Source organism: Stenotrophomonas bentonitica (assembly GCF_013185915.1).
GTDB classification, from domain to species: Bacteria; Pseudomonadota; Gammaproteobacteria; order Xanthomonadales; family Xanthomonadaceae; genus Stenotrophomonas; species Stenotrophomonas bentonitica.
In genome coordinates this window covers 335,965-349,596 of the sequence record NZ_JAAZUH010000004.1, presented here as the reverse complement: position 1 = coordinate 349,596, position 13,632 = coordinate 335,965, and the positions used below count along the sequence as shown (strand labels likewise).

The following is a 13,632-nucleotide window of genomic DNA, read 5'->3' as shown; positions in this document are numbered from 1 at the left end:
CCGCTATCAACGCAACGTTGCGTCCGACACCGTGTCGTGCACGTTCAACGCCTGCATCAACTGGGTGTTGGCGATCTCCGCGATCGCCCTGCCGCGGTTGGCGAACAGCCATTCGTTCTGCTTGTGGAATTCCCCAACGTCACCCAGCTGGCGATAGGCTTCGCGCAGCGCTACGCGCGCCTGCACCGGCTCGGTGCCGTCCATCAGCGGCTTCAGCAAGGCCACGCCCTGGGCCGGTGCACCCTGCCCTACCTTCTGCATGGCCTGCACCACGGTGCGCCATTTGCCGATCATCGGATTCTTCTGTTTCAGCAGCAGCGGGCCGTACTCGGCCAGCAGCCGATCGGCCAGCGCGTGGTCGCCCTGGCGCTGCGCCAGGTACACCAGCGACAGCAGTCGCAGCGCACGGTCGGGCAGGCTGGGATGGTTGCCGGCCGCCAGCAGCGGGCGCAGTTGCGTGGCGATGCCGGCCAGCGTCTCCGCACTGCCCTGCTGGCACGCGGTGTCCACCACCGCCCGCATCAGCTCGGCATGCACGCGGAAGTCGGCCGACTCGGTCGGGGTCGGTTCCGAGGCCAGCGCCTCGCCCATGCCGGTGCAGTCGTCCTGGTCGGCCGCCAACAACACCCGCACGCGCACGTTCATCATCGCCTGCAGTTCGTCGCGCGGCTTGCTCAGCTGGGCCAGCAGGTCCTGCGCTTCCTTGTAGCGGCGCATCGCGATCAGCACGTCGGCACGGGGATCGCTGACAGGTCGGCCGGTGAGCTGCTCGGACAGCTCGAAGCTGCGTAGCGCCTCGTCGTAGCGGTTGGTGCCGAGCTGGATCCAGCCCAGATGGGCGATGGGGTAGGAACGCATTGGATCCTGCGGCACGGCCGCGGCGCGCGCGTAGGGTTCGGCATCATCGAAGCGGTTGTCGGTGAGCAGGTACCACGAGGTATTGGACAGACCGGCGAACGAATCGGGATAGACGTCGGCGAGCACGCGCCAGTCGTCCAGAGGCCAGGAATCCGGGCTCAGTTCGTTGCTCCACGCCTTCAGATACAGGCGCTCGCGATGCGGGAGGCGCTGGTTCACCGACAGCGCACGCGCCAGGTGCGGCTGCGCTTCCGCGCGCTGCTCCAACCGCACCAGCAGTTTGGCCAGGCCGATGTGGGCCATGGCGAAGTCCGGGTCGGCGTCGATGGCTGCTTCGTACAGCTTGGCCGACTCGGAAAAGCGGCGTCGGCCCAGCGCGTGTTCGGCCAGCGCGAACGACTTGAGCGCCTGCAGGTTGGCGGTGGAGGCTTGCGGCAACGGCACCGACTGCTGCACCGACGCCACCGATTCGCCGAGGCCGGCACGCAGCTGGCCGACCACGTCGTCCACCGCGGCCATCACGTCGGTCGAGGCGTCGGCCTTGGCGCGATAACGGCGCACCACCGCACGACTGGCCGGGTCGAGCAGGTCGACACTGACCAGATAGTGTCCGGCCGACTGGCGGATGGACGGCGCCAGCACCATGCGCGCACCCTCGCGCGCGGCCACGTCACTGGCGAGCTCGCGGTCCAGCACGCGCCCGGTCGGCACCCGCAGCAGGTCGCGCGATTCGCTCACCTTGCTGCTGGAGAGCACGTTGACGTAGCGCGACTGCTCCAAGCTCATCAACAGCGCGCGCTGCAGGGAGTCGTCGAACACCGCCTCGCCGCTGGCATTGTCCACGTCGGCCAGCACCACCCAGTCACGCTCGGCGAAAGCGATGGCCGGCTCCGGGCGCAGCAGCACCCAGGCAGCGAGTCCCAGCAGGGCGACCAGTGCGACGACCGCTGCCGCGCGCCGCCAAGCGCGGAGTACATGGAGCTGGGCCGGCATCAAACGCCCACTTTCCAAACGCGGCCGGCAGGATCCATCTCCGAGGTCTCCATCTGCGCCGAACGCCAGCCTACACCGCATACTGCGACCGGACCGTCAGCCATCGGCTCCAGCCCAAGGAGATTCTCCACCTCGCTCTCGTTGATGGCGGCGGTAACGAAGGCCCCCAGCCCGTTGGCTGTCGCCTCGGTGTAAATGGCCTGCGAAATGTGCCCGGCGTCCAGCGTTATCGCGCGATACGCTTTGACGTGGTTCTGGTACTTCCAGAAGTTGCGCTCAAAGCGGCAGACCAGGATCACCAGGACGTGCGCATCGGCGAACCAGCGCTGGCCCGCCAGCAGGCGAAGGACGAAGGACGGGAGCGCGTCAGGCTGTAAAGGTGTCCTGGCCAACTCATGCGCTACGGGATGGTAGTGGTACAGGCCCGGCTCAAGCCCGTCCACAGACTGGGCGACCACATACGCCTCGATAGGATGCAGGCCTCCCGCAGACGGCACGTTTTTCTTCAGGAAACGCGCGCCAGGCTCCGGCTCCACGTGCGACCTCGCCATCAACACATGCTCAAGCGTTCCCGCGAGAAGTGCCAAGGGCAGCGGTCTGGTGGTGTCGAAGTTCCTGCACGTGGTTCGGGCGGCGAGCAGGTCGTCAAGCTGCGAAGCTTCCCGTCGCGGTAGGGCAACCGCGCCCGCAGCGCGTGGCAGCGTCTCTGCGGGAGGTGCGCCCAGACGCCGAACCAGGTCCTGGGCCGTGACGAGTTGGTTTTGCTCCATCTCCGCAACGCTGTCCACAGCTGTCCAACGGGAAAGCCGGTGGAACAGAGCACCCAGCGGCCACCAGTGCGAGGCACGCAGTTGGGCGTCGGCGGCAGCGTGGTGCGCATGCTCCGGCAGGTCGCTCAGCAGGACCCCACTCGCCGCAAGTCTCATGATCCGATCACTGTCCGCTGGCACCTCCACCAGGTCCTGCCAGCGCTCTGCGCTGCAGGACAGCAGCAGGGTCGCCTCTTCCGTGGTCAGGAAGACCGGCTCGTCGAGATGGGCGGCCAATGCCACCATGGTCTGCCAGTAGTGCAGGCCGCTACCGCCGGCAAGAATACCCTCGAGACGGAACTCGGCCTGCTCGCGTGGCTCCACGAACAGCATCTGGCAACGGCGAAACTTCATCGCAAAGGTCTATGATCCACCCGGGTTCCCGCCAATATAGCCGCACCGGCTGGGGGGCCGGAACCCGTCACTGGCTGGCCACGATGTTCCATCCACTGGAACTCAATGTATCGCCGCGGCCGCCGATAACGTCCTGATTTCCTCCAACTGCAGGCCCTTCAGATGACTTCGACGAATACCCCGCTCCCGGAAGATACCGTGCAGCAGCTTCTTGACCTGCTGAGCAAGGATGATGAATTCCGTAAAGAATTTGCCGCCAACCCCTCGAAAGCGTTGGAGACCCTTGGGGTCGATCCGGAGGCGACCGTGCTTTGCTGCGATCCGGTCGCCAGCCTTGCTTCGAAAGAAGAGTTCGAGGAAATGCGCGGGAAACTGGCGCGACAGCTGCAGGTGAACGGGCCGTTCCGCGTTGTGTTCTGCTTCGAGGCCGGCGGCCCGGCCAAGTCGCTGGACGACGATGCCTGATGAAGGCTAGGGAGCAGCGGCACCCTGCGTGCCGCTGCTTCTCAACCGGGCTGCATCGTCCAGATTGAGCGACTGCAGTACGTACATGCTTATCTCTTCGGCGTAGGCGCGGCCCCGCTGCTTCTCCAGCCAGTCCCGCTCGTTCGCCTGGCCGCCAGCGTCATCAAGCGCCGCGTACGCATCCTGAAGTACAACGTGGACCTGATACAGCTCACTGCCGTTGACCAAAGGCTCCAACGACACCAGCGCCCGCGCGGGCTGCCCATCGTCGACCTCGATCGCGGCCTGTACCAGCGTCCATAGCTGATGCACCCGTGGCTCGTCTTCCTTCTGCACCAGCGCCTTCAATGCATCTGCGCGGGCCTTCACTGTCCCTGCATGGCCCGCGCGCACAGTGTGGTACGCAGTCGCCAGCACGAACAGCGCCGTTTCCCTCCGCGCCGCCGGATCCTGTTGCTCTGCCTTTCTCAGCCATGCGTCCAATATGGCCGCATAGGAGGCCCTGGGGGCCGGATTCCCGCTCAGCCTTCGCTGGTGCAGCGCAAGCACGTCGAGCGCGCGGCAGACTTCGGGCACGCCACCGCAATCTGCCTGGGCACGTTCGATCAGGGCGCTTGCCTCAACCAGCTTGCGCTGGTCCACCAGTGCGCTTGCGCGCTCGATCTGCTCACCTACGTCGCGCAACGGCCTGCGCGCAAAGGTCGCTTCAGACGCCTCATAGTTCCGGGCCGTCGCCAGGCTCAGCGCCAACCAGACGTCGCTTGCGCCACGATCAAGTGCAGAGGCTTCCTTGAACATCTGCTGCGCCTGTTCCACTTCCCCCAATGCAAGGTGGATGCGGCCAATGAAGTTCTGCGCAAGCGCTCGCTGGGAGTACTGGGCCAGCAGAAGTGGGCGCGCAGCGGCCAGTGCGGCGTCGTATTTCCCCGCTATGTAGAGAGCGCTTGCGTAATTCATGTGCCCGGCCTGATCGTCCGGATAAAGCTCCGTCATCATCCGCCACTGTTCGGCGATGGCAGGAAGCGCTGCGCCACCCAACTGGGTGCCCCAACCCTGCAGATAGAGCTGTTCGCGCGGCGTAAGCCGATCACGAAGCGCATAAGCGCGGTCGTAAAGACGGCGCGCCTCCTCCAGGTTTCCCTGCCCGTCGCGGATGCGCATCATGCCGAGATAGGCGAATGCGAAGTCGGGGTCGACAGTGGCGGCCTGATTGAAGAACAGCAGGGCACTGTCGTAGTCCTGATTCGAAATCGCCGCCAACCCTTTTGCGTAGGCATGCAGGGCGTCGATGCTGGAGGTCGCTACTTTGGGTAGCGGTGCCGAGTCGCGCGAAATATTCTGCATTGCTTCGCCAAGGTCTTCGCGCAACGCGGCAACGACCTGGTCGGCAGATGTCAGCACAGACTCCAGTCCACGCCCATCGGCCGAGTGCGAGTAGACGGTGTTGCTCGTGGCGGGGTCGATGACTTCCACCGTCACCCGCAACTTGCCGTTGACCTCGAGGACGGAAGGCATGACGACGGCACGAGCACCGTCGCGCATGGCTACTTCGATCGCGGTTCGCCGGTCCAGCAGGGACTCCACGGGTTGCTGCATCAACGCCAGTGTTTCGCGGACCTTGATGTCGCTGAGCACGTTGACGTGGCGGGATTGCCCCAGGCTGATCCGGAATGCCTGGTCCAGGCTGTCGTCCAGCAAGGGCTCGCCGGTCAGGTTGCGTACTTCCCCGACGACCACCCAGTCGCGTTCTGCAAATGCAATCGCAGGCGCCGGTCGCAGCAGCAACCAGCCTCCCACGACCACGCTGGCGACCAGCAACGCTTCGGCTGCCAAAGCCGCAGGTTGGCGCCACAGCGGAATATCGCGGCGGGCCTTGCCCGATCCGCGCGGCATGCGGAGTGGCGCAGAGCCGATCTCCCCCACTTCGTAGACTTCCTGCGTCGTGGGTATTCCTTTGAAGCGCCAGCGTCCGTGTGACTTCCAGACCAGACGCTCAGCGCGCTCGCCCAGGCTGGAGGTCGCGCGATGCGTCAGAGATTCCGCAACGGCTGAAAGCAGGATTTGCCCCGGCCGTGCCAGCATCATCAAGCGCGCGGCCATCGGCTTTGCCAGACCCTCGACCTCGACTGACTTTGCTCCGGCCTTCACCGCTTCGGCGCTGTTTTCCCAGGTGAGTACTTCGCCCACATGCAATCCGGCACGGGCGCGCAGCGCAAGCTTCTGGTCTTGGCCCAACGTGCGCAGTTCGCGCTGATAGTCCAAGGCAAACCCCAGTCCATCAATGGCGCGCTCGAACAGCAGGAACAAGCCGTCGGATCGGTCGATCTGCTGCCCATTCCAGCGCTGCTGCAGACCCAGCACGAGCCGGTCATGCTGCTGGAACAGCTCGGCCGCCGCCTGGTCACCGATGCGTTCAACCAGCACCAGCGAATCGCACAGATCAGTGAACAGCAGTGCGCGCAGCTGCGGGGACTGGGTCGACGTTCCGTTGTCGCCGTTCATGGCTGCATCCGCTCAGGTCAAGGACGTCGCAGAACGCGACCAATGAAGTCGATTGCCGCCCAGGCGCTTGGCCTGGTACAGCGCGTTGTCGGCACGGGCGTACCAGTCGCTCCAGTCGCCGAGCGGGTCGATCAGGCAGACCCCGATGCTGACCGGGCAGACGTGCGGCTGCAGGTTGGCGCGGCCCATCAGGCCGTGCACCGCGCCCAGGATGAATTCAGCGGCGTGCTGCAGGCTGTCGGCGTCGGCTACGCGCAGCAGCAGGCAGAATTCGTCGCCGCCGAGCCGGCAGGCGCGGTCCTGTTCGTTGGCCACCGAGCGCAGGATGTTGGCAATGCTCTGCAGGACGCGGTCGCCGGCCTGGTGGCCGTGCTCGTCGTTGACCTGCTTGAAGTGGTCGCAGTCGATCAGCAGCAGGCCCTGCGGAGCGTCGCCTTCGTGGCTGCGGCATTCCTGCAGGTACAGGGCCAGGCCGCGGCGGTTGTGCAGGCCGGTGAGTTCGTCGGTGCGCACCAGCTCACGGGTATGGGTGAGCTGGTGGGTGGTGACGTATAGATTGTCGAGCGCGGTTTCGAGGTCGTGGTTGCGCCGGCGCAGCTGGCGGATCAGGACCTGTTCGTTGCTGACCACGCGCATGATCGTGCGGCGCAGGAAGTAGGCGACCAGACCTGGATCGCGGTCGACCAGGCGCTGGAAATCGGCGTTGTCCAGTTCCAGCACCAGCGAATCGCTGGTAGCGCGCGCGTCGGCACTGCGCGGGTGGTCGCCGATCAGCAGGCCGAGTTCGCCGAAGAATTCGTGCGGGCCCAGCGTCTTGACCACCAGGTCTTCGCCGAAATCGAGCTCGATGCCACCGCTGACGATGACATACATGGTGCTGCCGGACTGGTTGCGCAGGAACAGGTGTTCGCCGGCGCGCAGCGGGCGGTGCCGGCCGAATTCGGCGAACAGGGCGAATTCGCCAGCGCTGAGAACGGCATGCACTATGTCAGCCATCGCGGTCTGCGCGATGCCTGGTTCCCGTTCGCACACGTTCGTGGCCAGCTTGCCGCTCATACCGTACACCCGCTTCCTAGCGTTCCCCGGTGAGCGATGGAGGATAGCACCCCTTAAAAGTGTGCGCCTCATCGCAAATTCGAGCCAGGGCGCCCGGAATCCCTCCCGACGCACCGACCCCTCTCCCCAACGCGGCGACCGGGGTAAACCGGCCATCCTCTACCGCAGGGTGTCTTGTGCGGACCGTAGCACCTGGCGGTTGCAGATAAAAGCGGGGCCGCCCCTACAGGGGCGGCCTTTTGGGGGGATGGTTCCGGGCGTCAGGCCGCCCGGAATTGCTCTTCTTCGGTCGAGCCGGTCAGGGCGGTGGTGGAGGACTGGCCCTGCTGGATGGCCTGGGTGACGGCGTCGAAGTAGCCGGTGCCGACCTCGCGCTGGTGCTTCACGGCCGTGAAGCCGCGGTCGGCGGCGGCGAATTCGGCCTCCTGCAGCTCGACGAAGGCGCTCATCTGGCGGCGGGCGTAGCCGTGGGCCAGGTTGAACATGGAGTAGTTCAGGGCGTGGAACCCGGCCAGGGTGATGAACTGGAACTTGTACCCGTAGCTGGCGATTTCCTTCTGGAACTTCGCGATGGTGGCGTCGTCCAGGTTCTTCTTCCAGTTGAAGCTGGGCGAGCAGTTGTAGGCCAGCAGCTTGCCCGGGTACTTGGCGTGGATGGCCTCGGCGAACTTCCGGGCGAACTCCAGGTCCGGCTTGCCGGTCTCGCACCAGACCAGGTCGGCGTAGGGGGCGTAGGCCAGGCCGCGGCTGATCGCCTGGTCCAGGCCATTGCGGGTGCGGTAGAAGCCTTCCGGGGTGCGCTCACCGCTGGCGAAGGGCTGGTCGTTGGGGTCGATGTCGCTGGTCAGCAGGTCGGCGGCTTCGGCGTCGGTGCGGGCGACCAGCAGGGTGGGCACGCCCAGCACGTCGGCGGCCAGGCGCGCGGCGTTCAACTTCTCGATGGCCTCGCGGGTGGGCACCAGCACCTTGCCGCCCATGTGGCCGCACTTCTTCACCGAGGCCAGCTGGTCTTCGAAGTGCACGCCAGCCGCGCCGGCTTCGATCATCGCCTTCATCAGCTCGAAGGCGTTGAGCACGCCGCCGAAGCCGGCTTCGGCGTCGGCCACGATCGGCTGCAGGAAGTCGATCTCGTCCTTGCCTTCGGCGTGGTGCAGCTGGTCGGCGCGCAGCAGGGTGTTGTTGATGCGCTTGACCACCGCGGGCACGGAGTCGGCCGGGTACAGCGACTGGTCGGGGTACATCTGGCCGGCCAGGTTGGCGTCGGCGGCGACCTGCCAGCCGGACAGGTAGATGGCGTTGAGGCCGGCCTTGACCTGCTGCATGGCCTGGTTGCCGGTCAGGGCGCCGAGTGCGTTGACGAAGTCCTTTTCACGCAGGTACTTCCACAGCTTCTCCGCGCCCAGCCGGGCCAGCGAATGCTCCACGTGCACGGTGCCGCGCAGGCGCACCACGTCGGCGGCGCTGTAGTTGCGCTGGATCCCGGCCCAGCGCGGGTCGGTGTTCCATTCGTGCTGGATCTGTTCGGCGGTCGGCAGCTTGGTCATGGTGTTCTCCAGGTGGGTCGGCAGCGGGGGTAGAGCCGGGCCCTGCCCGGCTGCATGTGTCAGGCCAGGCGGTCGTAGGCCGGCAGGGTCAAAAAGTCGGTCAACTCATCACGGCGGCTCAGCTCGGCCAGCAACCCGATCGCCTCTTCAATCCGCGCCCCGCCCGGCAGCGCGCTGCGCTCGCCCAGCTTTGCCGGCAGCGCGGCCAGGGTGGCGTCCAGCAGCGGCAGGTCGATGGCGGTGCCGTCGTCCAGGTGCTGGCCGGGCACGTGCAGCCACTGCCACAGCTGGCTGCGGCTGATCTCGGCGGTGGCCGCGTCTTCCATCAGGTGATGGATCGGCACGCAGCCGTTGCCGTCCAGCCAGGCGGCCAGGTAGCGCACGCACACTTCCACGTTGCCCTCGAAACCGGCGCGGGTGATGGTGCCGGTGGGTGCGGCGATCAGTTCGTCGCGCCCCACCCGCACATCCCGGCGCAGCACCGCGTGCTGGTTCGGGCCGGGCATGTGCGCGTCGAAGATCGCCTGCGCCACCGGGATCAGCGCCGGGTGCGCCACCCAGGTGCCGTCGTGGCCGGCGGTCACTTCGCGCAGCTTGTCGGCCCGAACGCGCGCCATGGCCTGTTCGTTGGCAGCGGCGTCATGGTTGATCGGAATCTGCGCGGCCATGCCACCCATCGCATGTGCGCCACGGCGGTGGCAGGTCTGGATCAGCAGTTCCGAATAGGCCTTCAGGAACGGCTGGGTCATGGTCACCTGGCCGCGCTCGGGCAGCACCTTGTCGGCGTGCTTACGGAAGGTCTTGATGTACGAAAAGATGTAGTCCCAGCGGCCGCAGTTCAGGCCGACGATGCGGTCGCGCAGCGCGTGCAGGATCTCGTCCATCTCGAACACCGCCGGCAGCGTTTCGATCAGCACGGTGACCTTGATCTGCCCGTGCGGCAGGCCGAGCATGCCTTCGATGTGCGACAGCGCGGTCTCCCACAGCGCGGCCTCTTCCATCGACTGCAGCTTGGGCAGGTAGAAGTACGGGCCGCGCTGGCGGCACATCAGGGTGCGCGCGTTGTGGAAGGCGAACACCGCCGCGTCGAACAGGCCGCCGGCCAGCGGCTGGCCGTCGATGCGCACGTGCTTCTCATCCAGGTGCCAGCCGCGCGGGCGAACGATCAGCACCGCCTGTTCGTCCAGCGGCCGCAGCGCGTACTGCTTGCCGGGCTTGCCGTCCACGCTGGGGCCGGTATGGGTCAGGTCGCCGCGCACTGCGCCGATCAGCGCCTGCTGGCCGGCCAGCAGGTTGCGCCAGGCCGGGGCGGTGGAGTCCTCGAAGTCGGCCATGAACACCTTGGCGCCGGAGTTCAGCGCGTTGATGACCATCTTCGGGTCGGTCGGGCCGGTGATCTCGACGCGGCGGTCCTGCAGCGCCTCCGGGATGGCGGCCACGCGCCAGTCGTCGCTGCGGATGGCGGCGGTGTCGGTGCGGAAGTCCGGCAGGCCGCCGCCGTCGAAGAACGCCTGGCGTTCGCGGCGGGCCTGCAGGCGGCGCTGGCGCTCCGGTTCCACCGCGCGGTGCAGCGACACCAGCAGCGCCAGTACCCCTGCCGGCAGCAGCGCGGACTGGCCGGCCAGCTGGGTGGTGAGGGCAATGCCCGGCGTGGCCGGAGCGTCGGCCGGGGTGGGCTGGGCGGTGGCGAAGGCGGCGACAGCGGACATGTCCAACTCCTGCGTTGCGGGTGATGCCACCGTGCGCTGGAGTGTGGTATTTGACAAAGCAGATATTGCAATGCGTTTTATAAGTTCATCTTATAGCCGTGACGCCATGCCCACAGCCAAGCCGCCAAGTCCCCGTTTTTCCTACAAATCTGATCGACTGAAGCCGCTGCGGGCGTTCTGCCAGACGGTGCGGCTGGGCTCGGTCTCACGGGCGGCTGAGGCGCTGTTCGTCAGCCAGCCGGCGATCAGCCAGCAGTTGCAGGCGCTGGAACGCGAGTTGGGGGTGGGCCTGTTCGAGCGCAGCGGGCGGCGCCTGGTGCCCAGCCGCGAGGGCCAGCTGCTGTTTGAGATGGCCCAGCCGCTGGTGGAAAGCCTGGACGGGCTGGAGGCCAGCTTCCGCGACAAGGTGAAGGGGCTGGACGCTGGCGAACTCAACATCGCCGCCAACAGCTCCACCATCCTGTACCTGCTGCCGCGCATCGTGGAGCGCTTCCGCCAGCGCCACCCGGACGTGCGCCTGACCCTGCACAACGCGATCAGCGCCGACGGCACCGACCTGCTGCGCAGCGACGCGGCCGACCTGGCGGTGGGCTCGATGACCGAGGTGCCGTCCGACCTGAGCTACGCCCCGGCCTACCGCTTCGAGCAGGTGCTGATCGCCCCGCCCGACCATCCGCTGGCCACCGCGCCGGAGCTGACCCTGCAGGCGATCTCGGCCTACCCGCTGGTGCTGCCGCCCAAGCGCCAGATCACCTACCGGCTGGTCGACCAGGTGTTCCAGCGCCAGCGCGTGCCGTACACGGTGGCGCTGGAGGTGGGCGGCTGGGAGGTGATCAAGCAGTACGTGGCAATGGGCATGGGCATTTCCATCGTGCCGGCGCTGTGCCTCAACGACGCCGACCGGGACCGGCTGGTGACGCGTTCGATGAGCGCGTGGTTCCCCCAGCGCAGCTACGGGGTGATCGTGCGCCGTGGGCGCTTCCTGTCACCGCAGGCGCGTGCCTTCATCGAGCTGATCCAGCCGGACCTGTTCAGTCCGCGCAGCTATGATGAAAGCGGTCATTCAGAACGCTGACGCGCCGCCATGTCGATCGAACTGCGCCACCTGCGCTATTTCCTGGCGGTGGCCGACACCCTGCACTTCGGCCGCGCCGCCGAACGCCTGGGCATGTCCCAGCCGCCGCTGAGCCAGCAGATCCGCCAGCTGGAAACGCTGCTGGGTGCGCGGTTGTTCCTGCGCAGCAATCGCCGGGTGGAACTCACCGAGGCCGGGCGCGTGCTGCAGGCACAGGCCACCGAGGCGTTGGCACGGGTCGACCAGGCCATTGAGCTGACCCAGCGCGCGCAGCGTGGCGAAACCGGCGAACTGAGGATCGGGCTGACCCGGGCGACGCCGTTGTCCACGCAGATTCCGCGCGCGATCTTCGCCTACCGCCAGCAGTTCCCGCAGGTGCAGTTGAAGCTGCGCGAAATGAACACGCTGCAGCAGATCGACGCGCTGGTGGCCAATGAGCTGGACGTGGGCTTGATCCGCAAGCGGGCGCTGCCGGCGCCGCTGACCTCGCGCAAATTGTTCAGTGATCCGCTGGCGCTGGTGGTGCATGACCAGCACCCGCTGCTGCGCGGGTTGCCGGAGGGCGCGCCGCTGGCGCTGCGGCAGTTTGCGCACGAGCCGTTCGTGGGGTTCCTGCGCGAAGTGGGCGCCGGTATCCATGACCACTTCATCGCGCTGTGCCGGAATGCGGGGTTCACCCCGCGCATCATCCAGGAAGCGGGCGAAGCGTCGACGCTGATCAGCCTGGCGGCGTCTGGCCTCGGCGTTACCGTGCTGCCGGCGTCGTGCAGCCATATCCATGTGGAAGGCGCGCGCTTCGTGCCGTTGAGCGACCGCGCGGCCAGTTCGGAAGTGCACGTGGCTTACCGTCGCGGCAGCCCGTCACCGCTGATCACCCACTTCACCAAACTGCTGCAGGGCGGACTCAGCGACTGACGGCGAGCGCGGCCTGCAGCGGCTGTGCGCGACGGCCCAGCCGCCACGCGATGGTCGCGCCGATCACGGTGAGCACGGCGGTGAACGCGCACACGCCCCACCAGTCCCAGTGGGTGTAGAACACGCCGCCGGCGGCACCGGCCAGACTGGAGCCCAGGTAGTAGGCGAACAGGTACAGCGCCGAGGCTTCGGCGCGCATCACTCCCGCGCGGCTGCCGACCCAGCTGCTGGCCACCGAGTGCCCGCCGAAGAAGCCGAAGGTAACCAGCGCGATGCCCACCGCCATGCAGCCCAGCCACGGCAGCGCGAGCATGACGATACCGAGTGCGATGAGCGCGTAGCAGATGCCGAGCACGCGGCCGCGACCATGTTTGGTGGCCTGCTGGCCCATCCAGGCCGAGCTGAAGGTGCCGACCAGGTAGACGCTGAAGATCAGGCCGACCACGGTCTGGCTGAGCTGGTACGGCGGTGCGAGCAGGTGGTAGCCGAGGTAGTTGTAGAGGGTGACGAACACGCCCATCAGCACGAACGCGGTGGCGAACAGCGACGGCAGGCCGGGGTCGGCGAACAGCTGGCGCCAGCGCGTGGGCAGTTCGCGCAGGCCGCCGCGGCGGCTCTGGAAGTGGCGCGAGGGCGGCAGCTGCACCCACAGCAGCACGGTGCTGAGCACCGCGATCAACGAGACCACGCCGATGCCCCAACGCCAGCCCCAATGGTCGGCGACGATGCCGGCGATCAGGCGCCCGCTCATGCCACCGACGGCGTTGCCGCCGATGTACAGGCCCATGGCCAGGCCGAGCGCGCGCGGGTCCATTTCTTCGACCAGGTAGGTCATGGCCACGGCGGGCACGCCGCTGAGGGTCAGGCCGAGCAGGGCGCGCAGCACCAGCAGCGTGCTCCAGTCGTCGACCAGCGCGCTGGCGGCGGAGAGCACGGTGGAAGCGAGCAGTGCGGCGATCATCAGGCCGCGACGGCCGACCCGGTCGGAGATCAGCCCGGCGACCAGCATGGAGACCGCGAGCAGGCCAGTGCTGAGGGAGAGGGCGAGCGCGCTGTTGGCGGCGGAAACGCCGAAGTGGCGGCTGAACTCCGGCAGCAGCGGCTGCACGGTGTAGAGCAGGCCGAAGGTGGAGAAGCCGGCCAGAAACAGGGCGACCGCCGTACGGCGGAAGGCCGGGGTGCCCTGCTCGATGTGCAGGGAGGGCGTGGGCGGATGGGTGGTGGGACTGCGCTCGGGCAGCGCTGCGGTGTCGCCGTTCATTGCGTTCGGGCCCGTGGGGGCGGGCCGGTGCGTAAGGATCAGCGCTCAGGATAGGCCGGGGTTATCGGTCGATCGATAACCTTCGGGGTCT

10 protein-coding genes are annotated in these 13,632 nt (G+C 67.1%); 3 read left to right on the top strand and 7 right to left on the bottom strand.

The genetic code is table 11. From position 1 onward, the window contains the following. Nucleotides 1–6: 6 nt before the first annotated feature. Complete coding sequence (locus tag HGB51_RS19340) at nt 7–1,851, bottom strand: putative peptide modification system cyclase (RefSeq protein ID WP_171966935.1); 1,845 nt, start codon at nt 1,849–1,851, stop codon at nt 7–9. Beyond that, the gene (locus tag HGB51_RS19335) at nt 1,851–3,014 is read right to left on the bottom strand and encodes a putative peptide maturation dehydrogenase (RefSeq protein WP_070209504.1); all 1,164 of its coding nucleotides are present in this window, start codon (nt 3,012–3,014) and stop codon (nt 1,851–1,853) included. The genes HGB51_RS19340 and HGB51_RS19335 overlap by 1 nt, the downstream gene beginning before the upstream one ends. Before the next feature lie 162 nt (nt 3,015–3,176). Between HGB51_RS19335 and HGB51_RS19330 the strand changes: the two genes are divergently transcribed. Further along, complete coding sequence (locus HGB51_RS19330) at nt 3,177–3,479, top strand: NHLP-related RiPP peptide (protein WP_070209503.1); 303 nt, start codon at nt 3,177–3,179, stop codon at nt 3,477–3,479. A 6-nt stretch (nt 3,480–3,485) separates the two neighbouring features. Here the strand turns inward: HGB51_RS19330 and HGB51_RS19325 are convergent, their stop codons facing one another. The 4 genes from HGB51_RS19325 to aceB form a co-directional block, all read right to left on the bottom strand. Then, nucleotides 3,486–5,981: a putative peptide modification system cyclase gene (locus tag HGB51_RS19325; protein WP_070209502.1), complete on the bottom strand. Its 2,496-nt coding sequence runs from the start codon at nt 5,979–5,981 to the stop codon at nt 3,486–3,488. Between the two features lie 12 nt (nt 5,982–5,993). Next, nucleotides 5,994–7,037 (bottom strand): GGDEF domain-containing protein, encoded by a 1,044-nt coding sequence (locus tag HGB51_RS19320; protein ID WP_070209501.1) that lies wholly within the window; start codon nt 7,035–7,037, stop codon nt 5,994–5,996. 260 nt (nt 7,038–7,297) lie between these two features. After that, nucleotides 7,298–8,581, bottom strand: coding sequence for an isocitrate lyase (gene aceA, locus HGB51_RS19315; protein ID WP_171966933.1), 1,284 nt, complete (start codon nt 8,579–8,581; stop codon nt 7,298–7,300). Between the two features lie 59 nt (nt 8,582–8,640). Next, nucleotides 8,641–10,290 carry a malate synthase A gene (gene aceB, locus HGB51_RS19310; RefSeq protein WP_171966932.1) on the bottom strand — a complete coding sequence of 550 codons (1,650 nt, stop codon included), beginning with the start codon at nt 10,288–10,290 and terminating at the stop codon, nt 8,641–8,643. Nucleotides 10,291–10,396: 106 nt separating this feature from the next. Between aceB and HGB51_RS19305 the strand changes: the two genes are divergently transcribed. Then, nucleotides 10,397–11,365, top strand: coding sequence for a LysR family transcriptional regulator (locus tag HGB51_RS19305; protein WP_070208701.1), 969 nt, complete (start codon nt 10,397–10,399; stop codon nt 11,363–11,365). Between the two features lie 9 nt (nt 11,366–11,374). Further along, the gene (locus HGB51_RS19300; RefSeq protein WP_070208700.1) at nt 11,375–12,280 is read left to right on the top strand and encodes a LysR substrate-binding domain-containing protein; all 906 of its coding nucleotides are present in this window, start codon (nt 11,375–11,377) and stop codon (nt 12,278–12,280) included. Here the strand turns inward: HGB51_RS19300 and HGB51_RS19295 are convergent. After that, nucleotides 12,270–13,541, bottom strand: coding sequence for an MFS transporter (locus HGB51_RS19295; protein ID WP_070208699.1), 1,272 nt, complete (start codon nt 13,539–13,541; stop codon nt 12,270–12,272). The genes HGB51_RS19300 and HGB51_RS19295 overlap by 11 nt on opposite strands. Nucleotides 13,542–13,632 lie beyond the last annotated feature (91 nt).

What these genes read in the sequence shown, in the direction of transcription:
- HGB51_RS19305 (WP_070208701.1), top strand. Translation starts at nt 10,397, where the DNA reads ATGCCCACAGCCAAGCCGCCAAGTCCCCGTTTTTCCTACAAATCTGAT.
- HGB51_RS19320 (WP_070209501.1), bottom strand. Translation starts at nt 7,037, where the DNA reads ATGAGCGGCAAGCTGGCCACGAACGTGTGCGAACGGGAACCAGGCATC.
- HGB51_RS19300 (WP_070208700.1), top strand. Translation starts at nt 11,375, where the DNA reads ATGTCGATCGAACTGCGCCACCTGCGCTATTTCCTGGCGGTGGCCGAC.
- aceA (WP_171966933.1), bottom strand. Translation starts at nt 8,581, where the DNA reads ATGACCAAGCTGCCGACCGCCGAACAGATCCAGCACGAATGGAACACC.
- HGB51_RS19335 (WP_070209504.1), bottom strand. Translation starts at nt 3,014, where the DNA reads ATGAAGTTTCGCCGTTGCCAGATGCTGTTCGTGGAGCCACGCGAGCAG.
- HGB51_RS19340 (WP_171966935.1), bottom strand. Translation starts at nt 1,851, where the DNA reads ATGCCGGCCCAGCTCCATGTACTCCGCGCTTGGCGGCGCGCGGCAGCG.
- HGB51_RS19295 (WP_070208699.1), bottom strand. Translation starts at nt 13,541, where the DNA reads ATGAACGGCGACACCGCAGCGCTGCCCGAGCGCAGTCCCACCACCCAT.
- HGB51_RS19330 (WP_070209503.1), top strand. Translation starts at nt 3,177, where the DNA reads ATGACTTCGACGAATACCCCGCTCCCGGAAGATACCGTGCAGCAGCTT.
- HGB51_RS19325 (WP_070209502.1), bottom strand. Translation starts at nt 5,981, where the DNA reads ATGAACGGCGACAACGGAACGTCGACCCAGTCCCCGCAGCTGCGCGCA.
- aceB (WP_171966932.1), bottom strand. Translation starts at nt 10,290, where the DNA reads ATGTCCGCTGTCGCCGCCTTCGCCACCGCCCAGCCCACCCCGGCCGAC.